Annotated in this window: 20 protein-coding genes; 17 read left to right on the top strand and 3 right to left on the bottom strand. The window is 36.7% G+C overall.

Annotated features, from left to right (window positions below):
- The first annotated feature begins 84 nt into the window (after positions 1–84).
- The 7 genes from rimP (at position 85) to HMPREF3106_RS06650 (ending at position 6,752) form a co-directional block, all read left to right on the top strand.
- Positions 85–558 (top strand): ribosome maturation factor RimP, encoded by a 474-nt coding sequence (gene rimP, locus HMPREF3106_RS06680; RefSeq protein WP_070445265.1) that lies wholly within the window; start codon positions 85–87, stop codon positions 556–558.
- A 19-nt stretch (positions 559–577) separates the two neighbouring features.
- The gene (gene nusA, locus HMPREF3106_RS06675; RefSeq protein WP_005605559.1) at positions 578–1,678 is read left to right on the top strand and encodes a transcription termination factor NusA; all 1,101 of its coding nucleotides are present in this window, start codon (positions 578–580) and stop codon (positions 1,676–1,678) included.
- Between the two features lie 17 nt (positions 1,679–1,695).
- Complete coding sequence (gene rnpM, locus HMPREF3106_RS06670) at positions 1,696–2,001, top strand: RNase P modulator RnpM (protein ID WP_048712070.1); 306 nt, start codon at positions 1,696–1,698, stop codon at positions 1,999–2,001.
- Positions 1,985–2,311, top strand: coding sequence for a L7Ae/L30e/S12e/Gadd45 family ribosomal protein (locus HMPREF3106_RS06665; RefSeq protein WP_005605555.1), 327 nt, complete (start codon positions 1,985–1,987; stop codon positions 2,309–2,311). The genes rnpM and HMPREF3106_RS06665 overlap by 17 nt, the downstream gene beginning before the upstream one ends.
- Positions 2,312–2,323: 12 nt before the next feature.
- Positions 2,324–4,777: a translation initiation factor IF-2 gene (infB, locus tag HMPREF3106_RS06660; protein ID WP_049555492.1), complete on the top strand. Its 2,454-nt coding sequence runs from the start codon at positions 2,324–2,326 to the stop codon at positions 4,775–4,777.
- 348 nt (positions 4,778–5,125) lie between these two features.
- Positions 5,126–5,485 (top strand): 30S ribosome-binding factor RbfA, encoded by a 360-nt coding sequence (gene rbfA / locus HMPREF3106_RS06655; RefSeq protein ID WP_070445262.1) that lies wholly within the window; start codon positions 5,126–5,128, stop codon positions 5,483–5,485.
- Positions 5,486–5,597: 112 nt separating this feature from the next.
- Positions 5,598–6,752 (top strand): DUF819 family protein, encoded by a 1,155-nt coding sequence (locus HMPREF3106_RS06650; RefSeq protein ID WP_070445257.1) that lies wholly within the window; start codon positions 5,598–5,600, stop codon positions 6,750–6,752.
- A gap of 46 nt (positions 6,753–6,798) precedes the next feature.
- Here HMPREF3106_RS06650 and HMPREF3106_RS06645 read toward each other — a convergent pair whose 3' ends face one another.
- Entirely contained in the window at positions 6,799–7,647 is an 849-nt protein-coding gene (locus HMPREF3106_RS06645) for a DegV family protein (protein ID WP_070445254.1), read from the bottom strand.
- Between the two features lie 138 nt (positions 7,648–7,785).
- Between HMPREF3106_RS06645 and truB the strand changes: the two genes are divergently transcribed.
- From truB to HMPREF3106_RS06610, 7 genes are all read left to right on the top strand, one after another.
- Positions 7,786–8,688 carry a tRNA pseudouridine(55) synthase TruB gene (gene truB / locus HMPREF3106_RS06640; RefSeq protein ID WP_070445251.1) on the top strand — a complete coding sequence of 301 codons (903 nt, stop codon included), beginning with the start codon at positions 7,786–7,788 and terminating at the stop codon, positions 8,686–8,688.
- 13 nt (positions 8,689–8,701) lie between these two features.
- Positions 8,702–9,652 (top strand): riboflavin biosynthesis protein RibF, encoded by a 951-nt coding sequence (ribF, locus tag HMPREF3106_RS06635; RefSeq protein WP_070445248.1) that lies wholly within the window; start codon positions 8,702–8,704, stop codon positions 9,650–9,652.
- A 6-nt stretch (positions 9,653–9,658) separates the two neighbouring features.
- Entirely contained in the window at positions 9,659–10,090 is a 432-nt protein-coding gene (locus HMPREF3106_RS06630) for a GNAT family N-acetyltransferase (RefSeq protein ID WP_070445245.1), read from the top strand.
- A 9-nt stretch (positions 10,091–10,099) separates the two neighbouring features.
- On the top strand, positions 10,100–11,395 hold the full coding sequence (gene purB, locus HMPREF3106_RS06625) for an adenylosuccinate lyase (protein ID WP_070445242.1): 1,296 nt from the start codon (positions 10,100–10,102) through the stop codon (positions 11,393–11,395).
- Between the two features lie 84 nt (positions 11,396–11,479).
- On the top strand, positions 11,480–12,043 hold the full coding sequence (gene efp / locus HMPREF3106_RS06620) for an elongation factor P (protein ID WP_005605540.1): 564 nt from the start codon (positions 11,480–11,482) through the stop codon (positions 12,041–12,043).
- A gap of 64 nt (positions 12,044–12,107) precedes the next feature.
- Positions 12,108–12,770: a glutamate racemase gene (locus tag HMPREF3106_RS06615; protein WP_070445240.1), complete on the top strand. Its 663-nt coding sequence runs from the start codon at positions 12,108–12,110 to the stop codon at positions 12,768–12,770.
- Entirely contained in the window at positions 12,767–13,408 is a 642-nt protein-coding gene (locus HMPREF3106_RS06610; protein ID WP_083281623.1) for a hypothetical protein, read from the top strand. The genes HMPREF3106_RS06615 and HMPREF3106_RS06610 overlap by 4 nt, the downstream gene beginning before the upstream one ends.
- A gap of 263 nt (positions 13,409–13,671) precedes the next feature.
- On the opposite strand, the gene HMPREF3106_RS06605 is transcribed toward HMPREF3106_RS06610, so the two are convergent.
- Together HMPREF3106_RS06605 and HMPREF3106_RS09560 are read right to left on the bottom strand one after the other, a co-directional pair.
- Positions 13,672–14,004 carry a hypothetical protein gene (locus tag HMPREF3106_RS06605; protein WP_070445238.1) on the bottom strand — a complete coding sequence of 111 codons (333 nt, stop codon included), beginning with the start codon at positions 14,002–14,004 and terminating at the stop codon, positions 13,672–13,674.
- A gap of 18 nt (positions 14,005–14,022) precedes the next feature.
- Positions 14,023–14,178, bottom strand: coding sequence for a hypothetical protein (locus tag HMPREF3106_RS09560; RefSeq protein WP_168160701.1), 156 nt, complete (start codon positions 14,176–14,178; stop codon positions 14,023–14,025).
- Between the two features lie 348 nt (positions 14,179–14,526).
- Between HMPREF3106_RS09560 and hrcA the strand changes: the two genes are divergently transcribed.
- From hrcA to dnaK, 3 genes are read left to right on the top strand one after another with little or no spacing between them, the layout of a single operon-like run.
- On the top strand, positions 14,527–15,570 hold the full coding sequence (gene hrcA / locus HMPREF3106_RS06600) for a heat-inducible transcriptional repressor HrcA (RefSeq protein WP_083281622.1): 1,044 nt from the start codon (positions 14,527–14,529) through the stop codon (positions 15,568–15,570).
- A 17-nt stretch (positions 15,571–15,587) separates the two neighbouring features.
- On the top strand, positions 15,588–16,142 hold the full coding sequence (grpE, locus tag HMPREF3106_RS06595) for a nucleotide exchange factor GrpE (RefSeq protein ID WP_070445235.1): 555 nt from the start codon (positions 15,588–15,590) through the stop codon (positions 16,140–16,142).
- A gap of 53 nt (positions 16,143–16,195) precedes the next feature.
- Positions 16,196–18,031 carry a molecular chaperone DnaK gene (dnaK, locus tag HMPREF3106_RS06590; RefSeq protein ID WP_070445231.1) on the top strand — a complete coding sequence of 612 codons (1,836 nt, stop codon included), beginning with the start codon at positions 16,196–16,198 and terminating at the stop codon, positions 18,029–18,031.
- Positions 18,032–18,088 lie beyond the last annotated feature (57 nt).

The raw sequence follows: 18,088 nt of genomic DNA, 5'->3' as shown, positions 1-18,088 counted from the left end.
GTAGAATAGTAGTTGAGAGGAGAGTGAGCGGAAACGCTCACTCTTTTTATCGACATGGACTCGATTAATAAGGAGGTTGAGGCTATGAGTAAAGTAACTGAGACGGTAACCGAGCTTACTAAAGAGGTAATTCAGAAAGAAGGCTTTGAGTTATTCGACTTAGAATTTGTTAAAGAAGGAAAAAATTGGTTTCTACGTTTTTACTTGGATAAACCAGGTGGAATCGATTTAGATGATTGTGCTTTTATGAGTGAAAAATTCAGTGAGATTCTTGATGCTCAAAATCCAGATCCAATTCCACAGGCATACTTCCTAGAAGTTTCTTCACCTGGTGCAGAACGCCCATTAAGAAATGAGGGAGAATTAAAAGCAGCTATTGGTTCGTATGTACACTTATCGTTTTATCAAAACATTGAAGGTGAAAAATTCCTTGAAGGAACCCTTCTTTCTGTTGACGAGGAAACCGTTACGTTGAACGTACAAATCAAAACAAGAACAAAAGAATTTACCATTGAACGAAAAAACATTGCGAAAGCACGTCTAGCAATTAAATTCTAAGGAGTAAAGGAGTAAACACATGAGTAAAGAAATGCTTAGAGCATTAACAGTTCTCGAAGAAGAAAAAGGAATTTCTAAAGATGTCGTGATTACAGCTTTAGAAGCAGCATTAGTGTCTGCGTATAAGAAAAACTATGGACAAGCACAAAATGTAGAAGTTGAGTTTGACCAAAAGAAAGGAAATATGCATGTATATGCTGTAAAAGAAGTAGTTGAATATGTATTCGATTCAACGCTAGAAGTCAGTCTTGAAGAAGCACACGAAAAGCATAAAGCCTATGAAGTTGGAGATAAAATTCGCTTTGAAGTAACTCCAAAAGACTTCGGACGTATTGCTGCTCAAACAGCGAAGCAAGTAATTATGCAACGTCTTCGTGATGCTGAACGTACAAATATCTACAATGAATTCATTCAATACGAAAATGAAATCATGACGGGTGTTGTAGATCGTCAAGATTTCCGTTATGTGTATGTGAATCTTGGACGTATTGTGGCTGGAATGGCGAAACAAGATCAAATTCCTACAGAAGAGTACTTACCAGATCAACGAATCAAAGTTTTAGTTTCTAAAGTAGATAACACTACTAAAGGACCTCAAATTTTTGTGAGTCGTACGCATCCAGATTTATTAAAACGTTTATTTGAGCAAGAAGTTCCTGAAATTTATGATGGTGTAGTAGAAATCGTATCTATTGCACGTGAAGCGGGAGATCGTGCTAAAGTTGCAGTTCGTACTAACGATGCTAACTTGGATCCAGTCGGTACATGTGTAGGGCCACGTGGGCAACGAGTTCATAACATTGTTGAAGAATTAAATGGTGAAAATATGGATATTGTTGAATGGAATGAAGATCCAGCAATCTATATTAAAAATGCTTTAAATCCAGCTCAAGTGTTGAAAGTTGAATTTAATTCGGATAATAACGGTTGTATCGTCGTGGTTCCTGACCATCAACTTTCTTTAGCAATCGGAAAACGCGGTCAAAACGCACGCCTAGCAGCAAAATTAACAGGATACCGTATTGATATTAAATCTGAAACTGCTTATGAAGAGTATTTAGAAAACTTAGCAAATCCAGTCGTTGAAGAAACAGAAGAAGCTTCTTCTGAAGAAGAATAAAATACAGGAGGTGCACGATGAAAAAGAAAAAGATTCCGATGCGCCGTTGTATCGCTTCTGGTGAAATGATGCCGAAGAAAGAGTTGGTTCGTATTGTTCGTAATGCTGAAGGTGTTGCGCAAATCGATCCAACTGGTAAAGTAAACGGCCGTGGCGCTTATATTACTCTTGAACCTACTTTAGTTGAGAAAGCTTGGAAAAATCGTCTGTTTGAAAAACAATTAGAAATTGAAATTCCAGATGCATTTTATGAAGAGCTTCTCGCTTATGTAGAACATCAAAAAGCAAGAAAAGAGTTGTTTAGTGATGGAAGAGCTCGTTAAACAAAGAGCTTTGAATCTACTTGGAATGGCAACAGCTGCTCGTAAGCTCATTAGTGGCGAGGAGCAAGTTATCCAAAGTATTCAAAGACAAAAAGGAAATTTAGTGATTTGTACCAAAGATTGTAGTGCAAACACGGTTAAAAAAATCAAAAACAAATGTGAATATTATGAAATTCCTTTTGTTCAGCAATTTGAAACAGATGAATTGTCTTTAGCGATTGGCAAAAGACGTTCTATCGTTTTAATTGATGATCGAGGGTTTACAAAGAGTCTACTGAAGATGAAGGGATTTAACGATATGAACGAATAGGAAGGTGAGACTATGTCGAAAACTCGCGTATACGAATTAGCGAAAGAATTGAATGTGGCTAGTAAAGAAATTATTGAAAAAGCAAAAGAAGTAGGTATTTCATACAATAGCCATATGTCTACTATGGAAGAATCTGAAATCTCAAAAATTAAAGGAGCCTGGAATTCTAAACCTGCTAATAAACCAGCAGCAAAAGCGCCAAAGCAAGAAGTAAAACCTGCTCCAAAACAAGAAGCGAAAAAAGCTGAAACTAAAAAGGAAACTCCTAAGCAAGAATTCACGAAGAGAGAAGATCGCGCTCCAAAACAAGGGCATCAAAAACAAAATCAAGAACGAAACCATTCTCACAACCAAAGACGTCATGACCAAAATGATAAGAGAAATCAAGAACGTCCAAATCAAAAACAACAAAATGCGAATGGAAACCGTCCTTCATTTAAGAAAGAAACAGCACGCACTGAAGCTCATTCAAACCAACAAGGACAAGCAGAACGTCCTCGTAATAACCAAAAACAAAACAATAACAACAATCGTTTTGAATCACCAAGAAACAATCGTAATAATGACAGAAGAAATCAACAACGTTATAGCGATTCTAACAATGATGGCTTTAGCAAGAAAAACCGCAACCAAAAAGGTAAAAAAGGAAACCGTCGTGATGAACAAAAAACTAAACCAGCTGTTCCTGCACGTAAATTCCATGAATTACCAGATGTATTAGTATACACAGATGGTATGACTGTTGCTGAATTAGCGAAGAAAATCAAACGTGAACCTGCAGAAATCATCAAAAAATTATTCTTACTAGGCGTAATGGCAACATTAAACCAAGGTCTATCAAAAGACGCTATTGAATTATTGGCGGCTGACTACGGTATGGATGCTGAAGAAAAAATCGAAAAAGATATTTCTGATTTAGATGTATATTTTGAAGAAGCAGCTTCTGAAAACGTTGAAAGTACTGTACGTCCTCCAGTTGTAACTATCATGGGACACGTTGACCACGGTAAAACAACATTGCTTGACCAATTACGTAACTCTTCAGTTGTAGCGGGAGAAGCAGGGGGAATTACTCAACATATTGGTGCGTACCAAATCAAAATTGATGGAAAACCGATTACGTTCTTAGATACTCCAGGTCACGCGGCTTTCACAACAATGCGTGCGCGTGGTGCAGACATCACTGATATCACTGTTATTGTAGTAGCAGCCGATGACGGTGTAATGCCACAAACAATTGAAGCCATTAACCATGCGAAAGCGGCAGACGTTCCAATTATTGTTGCTGTGAACAAAATCGATAAACCAGCAGCAAACCCTGGACGTGTGATGCAAGAACTTTCAGATTTAGGACTTGTGCCTGAAGCATGGGGTGGGGACACAATCTTCGTTGAGATTTCAGCAAAATTCAACCAAAACATCGAAGAATTACTAGAAATGATTCTATTAGTAGCTGAAGTTCAAGAATTGAAAGCAAATCCTAACCGATTAGCTTTAGGTACTGTAATTGAAGCACGTTTAGACAAATCAAAAGGGCCTATCGCAACATTATTGGTTCAAGAAGGAACTCTTAAAGTTGGGGATCCAATCGTTGTGGGTAACACATTTGGTCGTGTTCGTGTAATGGTGAATGACCAAGGACGCCGTGTGAAAACTGCTTTACCTGCGACTCCAGTTGAAATTACAGGTCTTAACGCTTCACCTCAAGCCGGGGACCGCTTCGTAGTATTTGAAGACGAAAAGACTGCTCGTGCTGCCGGTGAAGAACGTGCAAAACGTGCGTTAATCGAACAACGTAACGCTTCAAGCCGCATTACATTAGACAACTTATTCTCTACATTGAAAGAAGGAGAATTGAAAGAAGTTAACGTGATTATCAAAGCTGACGTTCAAGGTTCTGTTGAAGCATTAGCATCAAGCTTACAAAAGATTGAAGTTGAAGGCGTTCGCGTGAAGATTATTCATACAGCTGTAGGGGCAATCAACGAGAGCGATATTACTCTTGCAACAGCAAGTAACGCGATTATCATCGGATTTAACGTGAGACCTACGCCACAAGCGAAAATACAAGCGGAATCTGATCAAGTAGATATTCGCTTACACCGCATCATTTATAATGTAATAGATGAAATTGAAACAGCGATGAAAGGTATGTTAGATCCAGAGTTTGAAGAAAAAATTACTGGTCAAGCAATCGTTCGTGAAACATACACTGTTTCAAAACTTGGAACAATTGCTGGTTCATATGTATTAGAAGGTGTTGTTAAACGCTCAAGCTCAGTTCGTTTAATCCGTGATAACATTGTTATTTACGAAGGAGAATTAGCAAGCTTAAAACGATTCAAAGATGACGCTAAAGAAGTTAAACTTGGATTCGAGTGCGGTATCATGATTGACGGCTACAACGACATCAAGGTAGATGATATCATTGAAGCGTACGAAATGGTCGAGATTAAAAGAAAATAGTGCGAGAAAATTCGTTATGAATCGAACCGTTGGACCGGAACACCGTAAGCGACTAGAATAGTCGAGCGGATGTTTCGGGAGACGCACGTCGATTCAGAATTTTCAAGCCGTTATCCAAATAGTGCGAGACCGACTGCTCAGCTTTGGAACACTGGAGTTAAGGAGAGGAAAATCGAGAAGATTTTACGAAGCTTAACGAAGTGGACGCCAAAGCTAGGAGGTCAAGCCGTTATAAAATAGTGCGAGAAAATTCGTTATGAATCGATCGCAATTACTAATAAATTATTATGATTTAGTAGAACGAAGAGGGACTGATTGCAGTGCCTCTTTCGTTGGAAAGGAGACAAAATGGCAAACTTTAGAGTTGGACGTGTGTCACAAGAAATTTTACGAGAAGTAAATGATATCTTATCTAAAAAGGTTCGTGATCCACGTGTACAAGAAATTACAATTACTGAAGTTGAAGTAACTGGTGACCTTCAAATTGCTACTATTTACTACACAACACTTCAAAAACTAGCTAGTGAACGTCAAGCGACTGAACGTGGTTTAGAAAAATCAAAAGGCCTAATCCGTCGTGAATTAGGGAAGCGATTATCCTTGTATAAAACTCCTGAATTGATTTTTAAACGTGATGAATCAGTTGATTACGGCAATCATATTGACGAGCTTTTAAAATCGATTCATGAAGAAGATGAACAAAGATAATGTCTTAAAGAGCAAAAGTACACCAATCATAAATATCTCTTTTGCTCTTTTAGTGAAAATTATCATATATGATAATTTTCTAGTATGTTAAATAAGGCAGAAGAGGTGTTTCATGATTGATGCAAATAATACATGGGTACTGTGGTCTATTATCGTTGGAATTGCGACCATTAGTATCTTTTTAGAAAATCGATATAAATGGGCTGCAAAGATTAGCGGAGCCATTATTGGACTGTTAATGGCAGCGACATTAAGTAATTTAGGCGTTATCCCAACTGATTCACCAGTATACGATCAAGTATGGGGAGTTGTTGTTCCATTAGCCATTCCAATGTTATTGTTCCAATGTGATTTAAAACAAATTTGGAAAGAAAGTGGACGTTTACTAGCTATCTTCCTCATTAGTTCTGTAGGAACTGTTCTTGGAGCAGTATTAGGATATTTAGCCTTGTCAAAATCGATTCCAGTATTAAACCATATTGCTGGGATGATGGTCGGAAGTTATATCGGTGGTGGAGTGAACTTTGTTGCCGTTTCATCAGCTTTCGAAATTCCAAAAGAACTCATTTCTGCAGCAACAGTTGCGGATAACTTGTTAATGTTATTCTACTTCTTAATTTTACTGATGATTCCTTCGATTGGATTCTTCAAGAAACATTTCAAATTTGCGTATACTGAAGGTGTGAAAGAGGAAGAAGAAAAAGCTTATGGAAAAGATACTGTGATTACGGTTCAAGATGTAGCTTTTGTTTTTGCAATTTCTGTTATTATCGTAACTATTAGCTTTACATTATCTGAAATTATTTCAGGTCTAGGTGATAACAGTCTTATTCAATTAGTTTCGAATAAATATTTAATTCTAACAACATTAACAGTAGCTTGCTCAACGATTTTTGCAAAATACTTCAAGAAGATTAGTGGGGCAAACGAAATTGGAACATTCTTGATTTACTTATTCTTTGTAGTCATCGGAATTCCAGCTTCAATCGGAGCAATCATTGAAAAATCTCCATTATTACTTGTGTTCTGTGCAATCATGGTTTTTGTGAACATGGCAGTGACTTTTGCTGGTGCAAAAATCTTCGGTTTCACAGTAGAAGAAGCGATTCTTGCTTCAAATGCGAATATTGGTGGACCAACAACAGCTGCAGCGATGGCTATTTCTAAAGGATGGCATCGATTCGTAGCCCCTACAATGCTTGTAGGAACATTAGGTTACATCATCGGTACTTATGTAGGTATCTTTATCGGACAATTATTGAACTAACAAAAAAGCAACTAATTCTGAAAGCCAGAGTTAGTTGCTTTATTTTTTATTTATTTTCTAAGTAAGTAATCGCCATTGCATCAACGCCAGTGTGGCTCATAATGATTGGAGAAGTTGTTACAATTGTGAGTGGCACATCAGGGAAGAGTTCACGTACACGTGCAATATTTCCTTCGTTAAATTCACTTAAACCAGCATGCATAATTCCGATTTCTTGAATCCCATTTGGAGCGGATTTCATCTGTTCAAAGATTTCATCATATTTTTTTTGAAGGGATTTTAAACCTCGACCTTTTTGAATAATCTCAATTTTTCCGTGGATGACTTGTAGGAATAATTTAATATTAAGTAAATTTGAAAACATCCCCATTAATTGGCTAATTCGTCCACCTTTAATTAAGTTATCTAAGTTTACTACGGTTAAATAAAGAGTAGTGCGTTTCTTGGCATCTTCAATAATTTCTAGAATTTCTTCTACTGTTTTTCCTTCTTGAGCGGCTTTTGCGGCCTCTTTAACAATCATACCCATAGATCTGGAAGTGAAGTCTGAATCAACTACTTTGACGTTTGTCTCAGTAATATCAGCTGCTTGGCGAGCGGCATCCACAGTACCACTAATCGAACGCATCATTTGAATGGAAATAACAGAGTCCCCATTTTTACCAAGTTCGTCATACACTTCAACGAAACGACCAATAGAAGGTTGAGCAGTTTTGGGAAGCTCGCTGCTTGCAATCATTTTTTGTTTAAATTCATCTTTTGTAATCGTTACACCATCGATATAGTTTTCATCATCGATTGAAATATTCATTGGGACGATGGAGATTTCAAATTGTTTTACTTCCTCTTCAGTTAAATCTGCTGTCGAGTCCGTTACAATATATACTCTGGACATAAAGTCACTCCTATCAAATTAGTTTACATCTTATAATAGCATATTTTTCTGATAAAAACCTGTATTCAATATCAATGAGGAAAAGGTTGAATTATGTTACAATAAGTAAGCAAATGTAAGCTTGAAAGGATGAAAGTGATGGACGGAATCCTTCCGTTATGGAAAGAGAAAGGCATGACGTCGTTTGACTGTGTCTATAAAGTCAGAAAAATATTGAAAACGAAAAAAGTTGGTCATTCTGGTACTCTTGATCCTGAGGTGGATGGCGTCTTACCAATTTGTATCGGTAAAGCGACTAAAGTTGTGGAGAACCTTCATGAAGCTAACAAAGTCTATCAAGGTGAGATTACATTAGGGTTTTCTACCGAAACAGAGGATGCTCATGGAAAAGTTGTGTCAACAACACCTATCGAAACGCCGTTTTCAGTTCAAGAGATTGATGAAAAAATGCAAGGCTTTATTGGAGAAATTACTCAAATTCCTCCTATGTATTCTGCAGTTAAAGTGAATGGGAAACGTCTGTATGAATACGCAAGAGCCGGAGAAGCAGTGGAACGACCTTCTCGAAAAGCTACACTATACGACTTCAAACGGATTTCAGAGCCAGTGTATAATGAAGATAGGAAGACACAATCATGGAAGTTTGAGGTGAGCTGTAGTAAAGGGACTTACGTTCGAACACTTTCTGTCGATTTAGGAAAATCATTGGGTGTTGAGGCGCATATGTCGCAATTAACCCGTGTAAAAAGCGGACCTTTCCATGCAGATGATTGCATTACATTAGAGCAGCTAAATGAACTTGTAGTAAACGATAAAATTCAAGAAGTACTAAAGCCAGTAGATATTGTATTCGATGAATATCCTCGAATGATTTTAACAAAGGACGAATTCGTTCGATTTAAAAACGGTGCCCTTTTAACGCAAGATGAGTTTCCACAAATTGTTTCACCGACTGCTTGTTATTATGGAGACCAACTTATAGCAATTTATGGTCCTCATCCAGTCAAAAAAGGCTTATTAAAACCAATAAAAATGTTTTAGAAAGGAGAGAAGAATGCAAACAATTGAGTTATCACACCCTTATGCTAAAGAGTGTATTATTCAGGAACCAATTGTCCTCGCTTTAGGATTCTTTGATGGAATTCATCTAGGACATAAAGAAGTGATTACAACAGCAAAAAAGGTCGCAGAGGAACGTGGTTATAAAGTAGCAGTGATGTCTTTTAATCAGCATCCATCTGTTATTTTCCAAAATGTAGATCCTGATAGCATTCAATATGTATCTCCTCTAGAACGCAAGAAAGAACTATTAAAAGAACTTGGTGTCGATATTTTCTATTTGGTTGATTTTACAAAAGAATTTGGGGCTCTTTCACCACAAGAATTTGTAGATCAATATATTTTCGGTTTAAACGCAAAAGTTGTCGTAGCGGGATTTGACTATACTTACGGGAAACGAGATATTGCGAATATGGAATTGTTACCAAAGTACGCTTCTAATCGTTTTGAGATTATTTCAATTGCTGAACAAAAGAGTGATAATGGAAAGATTAGTTCTACCGCTGTGCGTGATTTACTGCTCCAAGGTGAGATTGAAAAAGCTAATGAGTTGTTAGGTTACGACTACATTATGGATGGTGTTGTTGTTCACGGTTTTGGTCGCGGTAGTAAGATGTTGGGGTTCCCAACTGCGAACATTGAAGTTTCCAATGATACATTCCTTTTAAAAAATGGAGTTTATATTGTTGAAATGTTTGTGGAAGGTAAATGGATTCCTGGTATGGCTTCTATTGGAATCAATCCAACCTTTGATGATGTTCATAAAGTAACGATTGAAGTGAACTTGCTCGATTTTGATAAAGATATTTATCACCTTCCAGTTCGCGTGAAATGGTTAAAATACTTAAGACCAGAATTGAAATTTGAAGGAATCGATGCGTTAATCGCTCAATTAAAGAAAGATGAACAAGATACAAGAAATTATTTCAAGACAAAGAGAGGTTGATTCTCGATGTGGTATTTAAAAAACTATGATGAACTAACGAAGGAAGAGATTGTCGCGATTTACAAAGCCAGAATCGAAACCTTTATTGTCGGACAAGATTTGAATTATCAAGAAATTGACGATACAGATAAAAAATCATGGCATCTATTTGAGATGAATGATGTTCAGGAAGTGATTTCTTATTTACGCATTATCCCTGAAAAAGATAAAGTTCGTGTTGGTAGAGTGTTAATAGACAAGCGATTCCAAGGACAAGGAAAAGGCCGTGCGTTGTTAGAGCGCGCTAAAGAAGTTTGTAAAGAGTGGTTTGTAGATACAGTTGTTGTAGTACACGCTCAAACACACTTGCAAAAACTATATGAGTCACTTGGATTTGAAGTTGTTTCAGAACCGTATGACATTGTTGGTATTTCACATATTACGATGGAATTGTATTAGGAGGAAATCATGATTACACGTTACACACGGCCAGAAATGGCGAAAATTTGGTCCGATGAAAATCGTTATAACTGTTGGTTAGAAGTTGAAATCTTAGCAGATGAAGCTTGGGCTGAATTAGGAGAAATCCCTAAAGAAGACGTAGAGAAGATTCGTAAAAATGCGAAATTCACAGTTGAACGTATTTTTGAAATCGAAGAAGAGACAAGACATGATGTCGTTGCTTTTACAAGATGTGTCTCTGAAAGTCTTGGAGAAGAAAAGAAATGGGTTCACTATGGTCTAACAAGTACCGACGTAGTGGATACAGCTTACGGCTATCAATTAAAACAAGCCAACGACATTTTACGAAAGGACTTAGCGGACTTCCTAGAAATCATTAAAGAAAAAGCACTAGCATATAAAGATACAGTTTGCATGGGAAGAACGCATGGAGTTCACGCTGAACCAACAACTTTCGGCTTGAAATTAGCCTTATGGTATTCAGAAATGAAACGCAATATCGAACGTTTCGAACGTGCTGCAAAAGGGGTTGAAGCGGGTAAAATTAGCGGGGCTGTGGGGACATTTGCGAATATTCCGCCAGAAGTGGAAGCATATGTGTGTGCAAAACTTGGAATTCGTCCTCAGGAAATCTCGACACAGATCTTGCCTCGTGATTTACATGCGGATTATATTTCTACAATTGCTTTAATTGCGACAAGTATCGAAAAATTTGCGACAGAAATCCGTGGACTACAAAAATCTGAAACACGTGAAGTAGAAGAGTTCTTTGCAAAAGGGCAAAAAGGATCTTCAGCAATGCCACATAAACGTAATCCAATCGGATCTGAAAATATGGCAGGACTGGCTCGTGTCATCAGAGGACATATGGTTACAGCGTATGAGAACGTGAACTTATGGCATGAACGTGATATTTCACATTCTTCAGCAGAACGTATCATAATTCCGGATAGCACAATTCTACTCAACTATATGCTTCGTCGTTTCGGTAATATTGTTAAAAACTTGACGGTGTTCCCAGAAAACATGTTACGCAATATGGATGCGACTTTCGGACTTATTTACAGTCAACGGGTGTTATTGAAACTTATCGACAAAGGAATGAGCCGTGAAAAAGCGTATGATTTAGTACAGCCATGCACGGCAAAAGCATGGGATGAAAAGTTAGCTTTCCGTTCTGTTTTAGAAAACCAACCAGAAATTATGTCGACACTTTCAAAAGAAGAGATCGATGATGCATTTGATTATCATTACCATATTAAAAATGTAGATTTAATTTTTAAACGAGTTGGTATTTTATAAAATTCAAATTTTACTGAATATAGTGCATTTTGAACGAAAATGTGGTATAAATAGAAGGTAAAATTTAACAAAAGGAGTCATAAAATGATTAACGTAAGTGATTTAAAAGCTGGAATGACATTCATTCTTGATGGAAAATTAATTAAAGTGTTGGAAATTAGCCACCACAAACCAGGTAAAGGGAACACTGTAATGCGTATGAAAATCCGTGACGTTCGTAACGGTTCAACAGTAGATACAACAATGCGTCCTGATGAAAAAGTAGAACGTGCACACATCGATACAAAAGATGTTCAATACTTATACAGCCAAGATGGCGTTGGAGTATTCATGGACTTAGAAACATACGAACAATACGAAATTCCTGAAGAAACAATCGAACAAGAATTAAAATACATCCTAGAAAACATGGAAGTTAAAATCCAATTCTACGGTTCAGAAGTAATTGGGGTTTCATTACCATCAACAGTTGTACTGCAAGTTACTGAAACTCAACCATCAATTAAAGGTGCTACAGTTACAGGTTCTGGTAAACCAGCAACAATGGAAACAGGTTTAGTAGTTAACGTTCCAGACTTCATTGAAGCAGGAGAATACTTAGAAGTTAACACTGCAGAAGGTACATACGTACGTCGTGCAACTAAATAATGATTTATTGAAACAAGGATGAGCCTAGCGTTCATCCTTGTTTTTTTATAAAGGAGAAATGTGTATGCGGATTGCTGTGATGGCAGGAACACCTATGGACACGAAGTTAGGCGTTGATTTATTGATGGAAAATGGCTTTACTCAAACGATTTCTGTTCCGATTTCTAAAAATCCAGTCGAACAAACGACTTTTCAAGCGTTAGAAGACGAAGAAAGAGAACAATATATTAGAAATGTGATTAACGGGCTGAAAAACGACATTGACGCCGTTTTTGTATACTGTAACTCACTAAGTTCAGTTGTGAATTTCGATTCATTGCAAGAAGAATATAGACTTCCTATGATTACTCCGATGCAAATGTATCGCACACTAGGCGTCGAACATGATTATTTAGCAGTAATGGCCGCGAATTCTCATGGATTAACAGGAGTAGAAAACAATCTATATATTGCTAATCCTAATCTTAAGGTGTTTGGTGTGACGATGCTAGAACTGGTTAAAGCGATTGAAACAGGAAAACCAGAAGAGGAGATTATTAAACAATTCGATTTTCAAAGTTTATTCCACTATTTTGAAAGTACAGAGATTGAAGCTGTCGTACTAGGATGTACGCATTTCCCATATGTAAAGACAGAATTAGAGCAGCTCTCGAATATTCCAATTATAGATGTGGGTGTCTATATGATCGACCGATTGAATAGTCACATTCAGGGGGGAAAATCATGATTTCAATTGAAAAGATGAGTTATTTCTTTCGGTATGACAAAGTTAAATATAAAAATCCAGTAAAATTTCCAGAAATTGCAGGAGAAATGGAACTGTTGAAGAAGGCTGGCCAAGATGCAAGACAGGAATTCACGAAGTTAACAGAAGCGTTTCAGAAGAACTTTAAGTCATTTCGCATGGACCGAGTTAGTCAATGGATGAATCAAGCCCAAGTCGCAAGACCTGCTTTTTGGAGATACTTTATCGAAGAGGGGCAAGATGAAGGAAATCCATCCTTTGCATTACGGTTGTTTTATAATGACGATAAATTGGGCGTATATGTAGAATTGAGTTTTATCGAACGTAAAAAGAATGATCACTCTCTGAGATTGCAAAATAAAGTATTAGAGTGTGAACCTAATAGTAATATTCTATATGTAGCATCCGATTTTCAAAAGAATGCAATGGCTTATGAAGGCAACGAATCTAATAGATATAAATTAACAAGAGCTGTTAAAGAGGGGGAAATTCGTAAAGTCATTTTAAGAAGGCCAGTATTTCTTGAAAGTATCAAAGATGGAATTGAAGAAGAACTTGCGGACGCATTGAAGGAATTAATTCCGTTTTATGAAGCCATTTATATGAGTGAAGTAAATTAATAGAGGTAGATATTAAATCTACCTCTTTTTGAATTAAATTTTTATGTTGCAGAAGGAGTTCCTGGTTTTATCGTTACTTCTTCTTCTGATTCCGTTTGTTCTTCCTCAGTTGGTTCTTCTGTAGTTTCCTCAGTAGTTGTTTCACCAGTTGTTGGACCTTCAGTAGTAGGTGTCCCTGTTGTAGGTGTTTCAGTTGTTGTTACTTTAGTTGTTCCACTTTCTGTAGTGACTGTTGTTGTTTCATCACCTTTAACAATGATATATCAAACATAATCATAACAATCAATGTCATCTACAGTAATTTCTTCTAATTGTGAAATAAAGACTACTTTAGTTTCACCGTTTAAAGTCACTTGCGAAGCATCTACAGATCCAAAAAGGATGCTACCAGCTCCAATTACAAATAAAATAGTAACTAACTTTTTACCTTTATTTGATTTTAATAGAGCATAGGATGCGCCTAAGACGAGGATTCCTGCACCAAGTGTCACTAAACCTGTTGATGTCTCAGTGTTTGGAAGAAAAGGTTTATTAACAAAGCATTCTACTTTTTTGTAAATTAATTTTACAGAAGTAGTAGAATTAACATCTCCCAAAGGTTTCCCAGAAATGTTTTATTCTTTTTCAGAATTAGAAAGTGAATCAACATCAATATTCGTGATATTAACTTGAGTCGTACCATCTGCATATGCAGTAGTGAAATTAGAAGCGAAAATTGCTGTTAAAAACGCTAGAGAAATTAGGGCTACTAATTTTTTGAATAATTTCATAATTGATCCTTTACTTTTATTTATGAAAATATAATGGAAATGTTGAAAATTTGCAGAAAAATATGAAATTATTGTTATTCCTTTCAAAGGAAATTATGACGTCATATTTTTGTTTGACGTTTGACGTTCATATTGACAAAAATTTTTTCGAAAGAATCTTAATTACAAGTCACATAAGATGCTAGAATCGTTGATGTTATAAGCGTTATACATCTGCTGAACTAGAAAATAATGAACTGAAAATCAGTCTAAAGTCCTAGTGTTTTCATGTTGACTTAATTTGACCAATGTGTTAAATTATAAATGTGGTTAGCACTCGTCTTAGTCAAGTGCTAAAGAGAGGTGACTATGATGTTAACCAATAGACAATTGCTAATCTTACAATTAATCATACAATTATATACGGAAACTTTGGAGCCGGTCGGGTCGAAGAAGTTGATGGAAGTTGCAGAATTACCATTTAGTTCAGCGACGATTCGTAACGAGATGATGAAGCTTGAAGAGTTGGGATATCTTGAAAAGAACCATACTTCTTCTGGGCGAGTTCCTTCTAATAAAGGATATCGTTACTACATCGACAATATTCTACCTAGACAAAAACAACCTGTTTCTTTAAGCGTTCGAAATCATATTCGTGAAGTTTTCCAACAGTCAACATTAGAGATTCATGATGTATTTCGTTTATCTGCTGACATACTAGCAACATTAACGAACTACACCGCAATTTCTTTTGGACCGGAAGTGAAAACTGCCACGTTATCTGGATTTAGACTTGTTCGCCTAAACCCAAATCAAGTGATGGCAATCGTTGTTATCAGTAATGGTTTGGTAGAAAATAAAGTCTATACAATTCCGGGATCTATTGACGATAGTGATTTAGAAAAAGTGGTTCGCATCATAAATGATGAATTAATTGGAGTGCCGCTAGATATCGTTGCTAAACGATTAAAGACGGATCTTCCAATCCTTATGAATCGCTACATGAATTCACAAATTCAAATCGTCAAAGTAATTCAAGAAATGATGAATCGTTTCGAGAATGATCGAATGCATGTTGCAGGAAGAAGATATTTGTTAAATTACTTTGATCATCACGCTAATGTGGATCAACTCAAAGGAATTTATCAATTGATGGATGATCAGTCTAAGTTACATCAACTAGTAACCAATGATCATCAAGATATTCAAATTAGGCTCGGCTCAGAAATGGATCATCCGTTACTTGGTGACTTTAGTTTGGTAACTGCTAGTTACGAAACCCCAAACCAAGATACAGGAATGATTGCACTTCTTGGACCAAAGAATATGCCGTATTCGAATGTATTATCAATTGTAAAAGGACTCAGGGAAGAGTTAGCAACCACGATAGAAGATTATTATCGTAACTTATAGAGTAAGGAGATGAAATCTTGGAAACAAATGAACATAATACTAAAGAAGAATTAAATAAAGAAAATGTAGTGACAGATGAAACTCCTCAAGAAGAAGTTACTGAAGAAACCACGACAGAACTTTCGAATGAAGAGAAATTACAACAAGAAGTCGAAAGATTAAACGATCAAGTGTATCGACTTTCTGCTGAAATCTCAAACATTCAAAAAAGAAATGCTAAAGAAAGACAAGATGCTGCAAAATATCGCAGCCAAAGTCTAGCGCAAAACTTATTAAATGTGATTGATAATCTTGAGAGAGCCATTGCTTCTCCAAGTGAATCAGAAGAAGCTCAAAACCTTAAAAAAGGGGTTGAGATGGTGTATGAAAGTTTTCTTTATGCACTAAAAGAAGAAGGTATTGAAGAAATTGATGCATTAGATCAACCTTTTGATCCAACATTGCATCACGCTGTTCAGACTGTTCCTGTTGAAGAAGGTCAAGAAGCAGATAAAGTAGTGCAAGTGTTTCAAAAAGGTTATAAATTAAAAGATCGAGTATTACGACCAGCGATGGTCATCGTCTCACAATAAGAAGACGAATCTTAAAATAAATAATAAATTTCATTAATAGGAGTGAATTAAATATGAGTAAAATTATTGGTATTGACTTAGGAACAACAAACTCAGCAGTAGCTGTTTTAGAAGGTAACGAAGCAAAAATTATTGCTAACCCAGAAGGAAACCGTACAACACCATCTGTTGTAGCGTTCAAAAATGGAGAAATTCAAGTAGGTGAAGTTGCAAAACGTCAAGCTGTAACAAACCCAAATACAATTTCATCAATTAAACGTCACATGGGTGAAGCTGGTTATAAAGTAGAAATTGAAGGTAAATCTTATACGCCTCAAGAAATCTCAGCGATGATTCTACAATACTTAAAAGGATATGCTGAAGAATATCTTGGAGAAAAAGTTGAAAAAGCGGTTATTACTGTACCTGCATACTTCAACGACGCTCAACGTCAAGCAACAAAAGACGCTGGTCGTATCGCTGGTTTAGAAGTAGAACGTATCGTTAACGAACCAACTGCAGCGGCTCTTGCATATGGTTTAGATAAAGTAGACCACGAAGAAAAAATCTTAGTATTTGACCTTGGTGGTGGTACATTCGACGTATCAATCCTTGAATTAGGGGACGGCGTATTCGACGTATTATCAACAGCTGGTGACAACCATCTAGGTGGGGATGACTTCGACCAAAAAATCATTGATTTCTTAGTGGAAGAATTCCAACGTGATAATGGTGTTGATCTATCAAGCGATAAAATGGCAATGCAACGTTTGAAAGATGCTGCTGAAAAAGCTAAAAAAGACTTATCAGGTGTCTCTCAAACACAAATCAGCTTACCATTTATCTCTGCTGGTGCAGCTGGCCCATTACACTTAGAAGTAACATTAACTCGTGCTAAATTTGATCAATTAACTCAAGATTTAGTAGAACGTACAAAAGAACCAGTTCGTCGTGCTTTATCTGACGCAGGTTTATCAGCTTCAGATATCGACCAAGTATTATTAGTTGGTGGATCAACTCGTATTCCAGCAGTTGTAGAAGCAGTACGTAAAGAAACTGGTAAAGAACCTAACAAATCAGTAAACCCAGACGAAGTAGTAGCGATGGGTGCTGCAATCCAAGGTGGGGTTATCTCTGGTGATGTGAAAGACATCGTATTGTTAGACGTAACACCTTTATCACTTGGTATTGAAACAATGGGTGGCGTGTTCACTAAATTAATCGATCGTAACACTACAATCCCAACAAGCAAATCACAAGTATTCTCAACTGCATCGGATAACCAACCAGCAGTAGACGTACACGTATTACAAGGTGAACGTCCAATGGCAGCGGATAACAAGACTTTAGGTCGTTTCCAATTAACAGATATTCCTGCTGCTCCTCGTGGTGTGCCTCAAATCGAAGTAACATTCGATATCGATAAAAACGGTATTGTAAATGTACGTGCAAAAGATTTAGGAACTGGTAAAGAACAAGCAATTACAATTAAATCTTCTTCAGGTTTATCAGATGAAGAAATCGAACGTATGGTAAAAGATGCAGAAGCAAATGCTGAAGCAGATAAAAAACGTAAAGAAGAAGTAGACTTACGTAACGAAGTTGACCAATTAATCTTCACTGTTGATAAAACATTGAAAGAATTAGAAGGTAAAGTAGATGCTAGCGATGTTCAAAAAGCTGAAGCAGCTCGTGACGAATTAAAAGCAGCTGTAGAAGCAAACGACTTAGAAGCTATGAAAGTGAAACGTGATGCTTTAAATGAAGTAGTACAAAACTTAACGGTTAAACTTTATGAACAAGCAGCTGCGGCTCAACAAGCTTCTGGTGCTTCTCAAGAAGGAGCAACTGAACAATCATCTTCAAATAACGATGGCGTTGTGGATGCTGACTTCGAAGAAGTAGACTAATATTTGCTAAAATGATAGGGTGTAAGACTACTTAGTGGTCTTACGCCCATATCCTTT

It is taken from the genome of Granulicatella sp. HMSC31F03, assembly GCF_001807725.1.
GTDB classification, from domain to species: domain Bacteria; phylum Bacillota; class Bacilli; order Lactobacillales; family Aerococcaceae; genus Granulicatella; species Granulicatella adiacens.
Note: the sequence above shows the minus strand (reverse complement) of the source record. Positions and strands in the feature narration are given on the sequence as shown.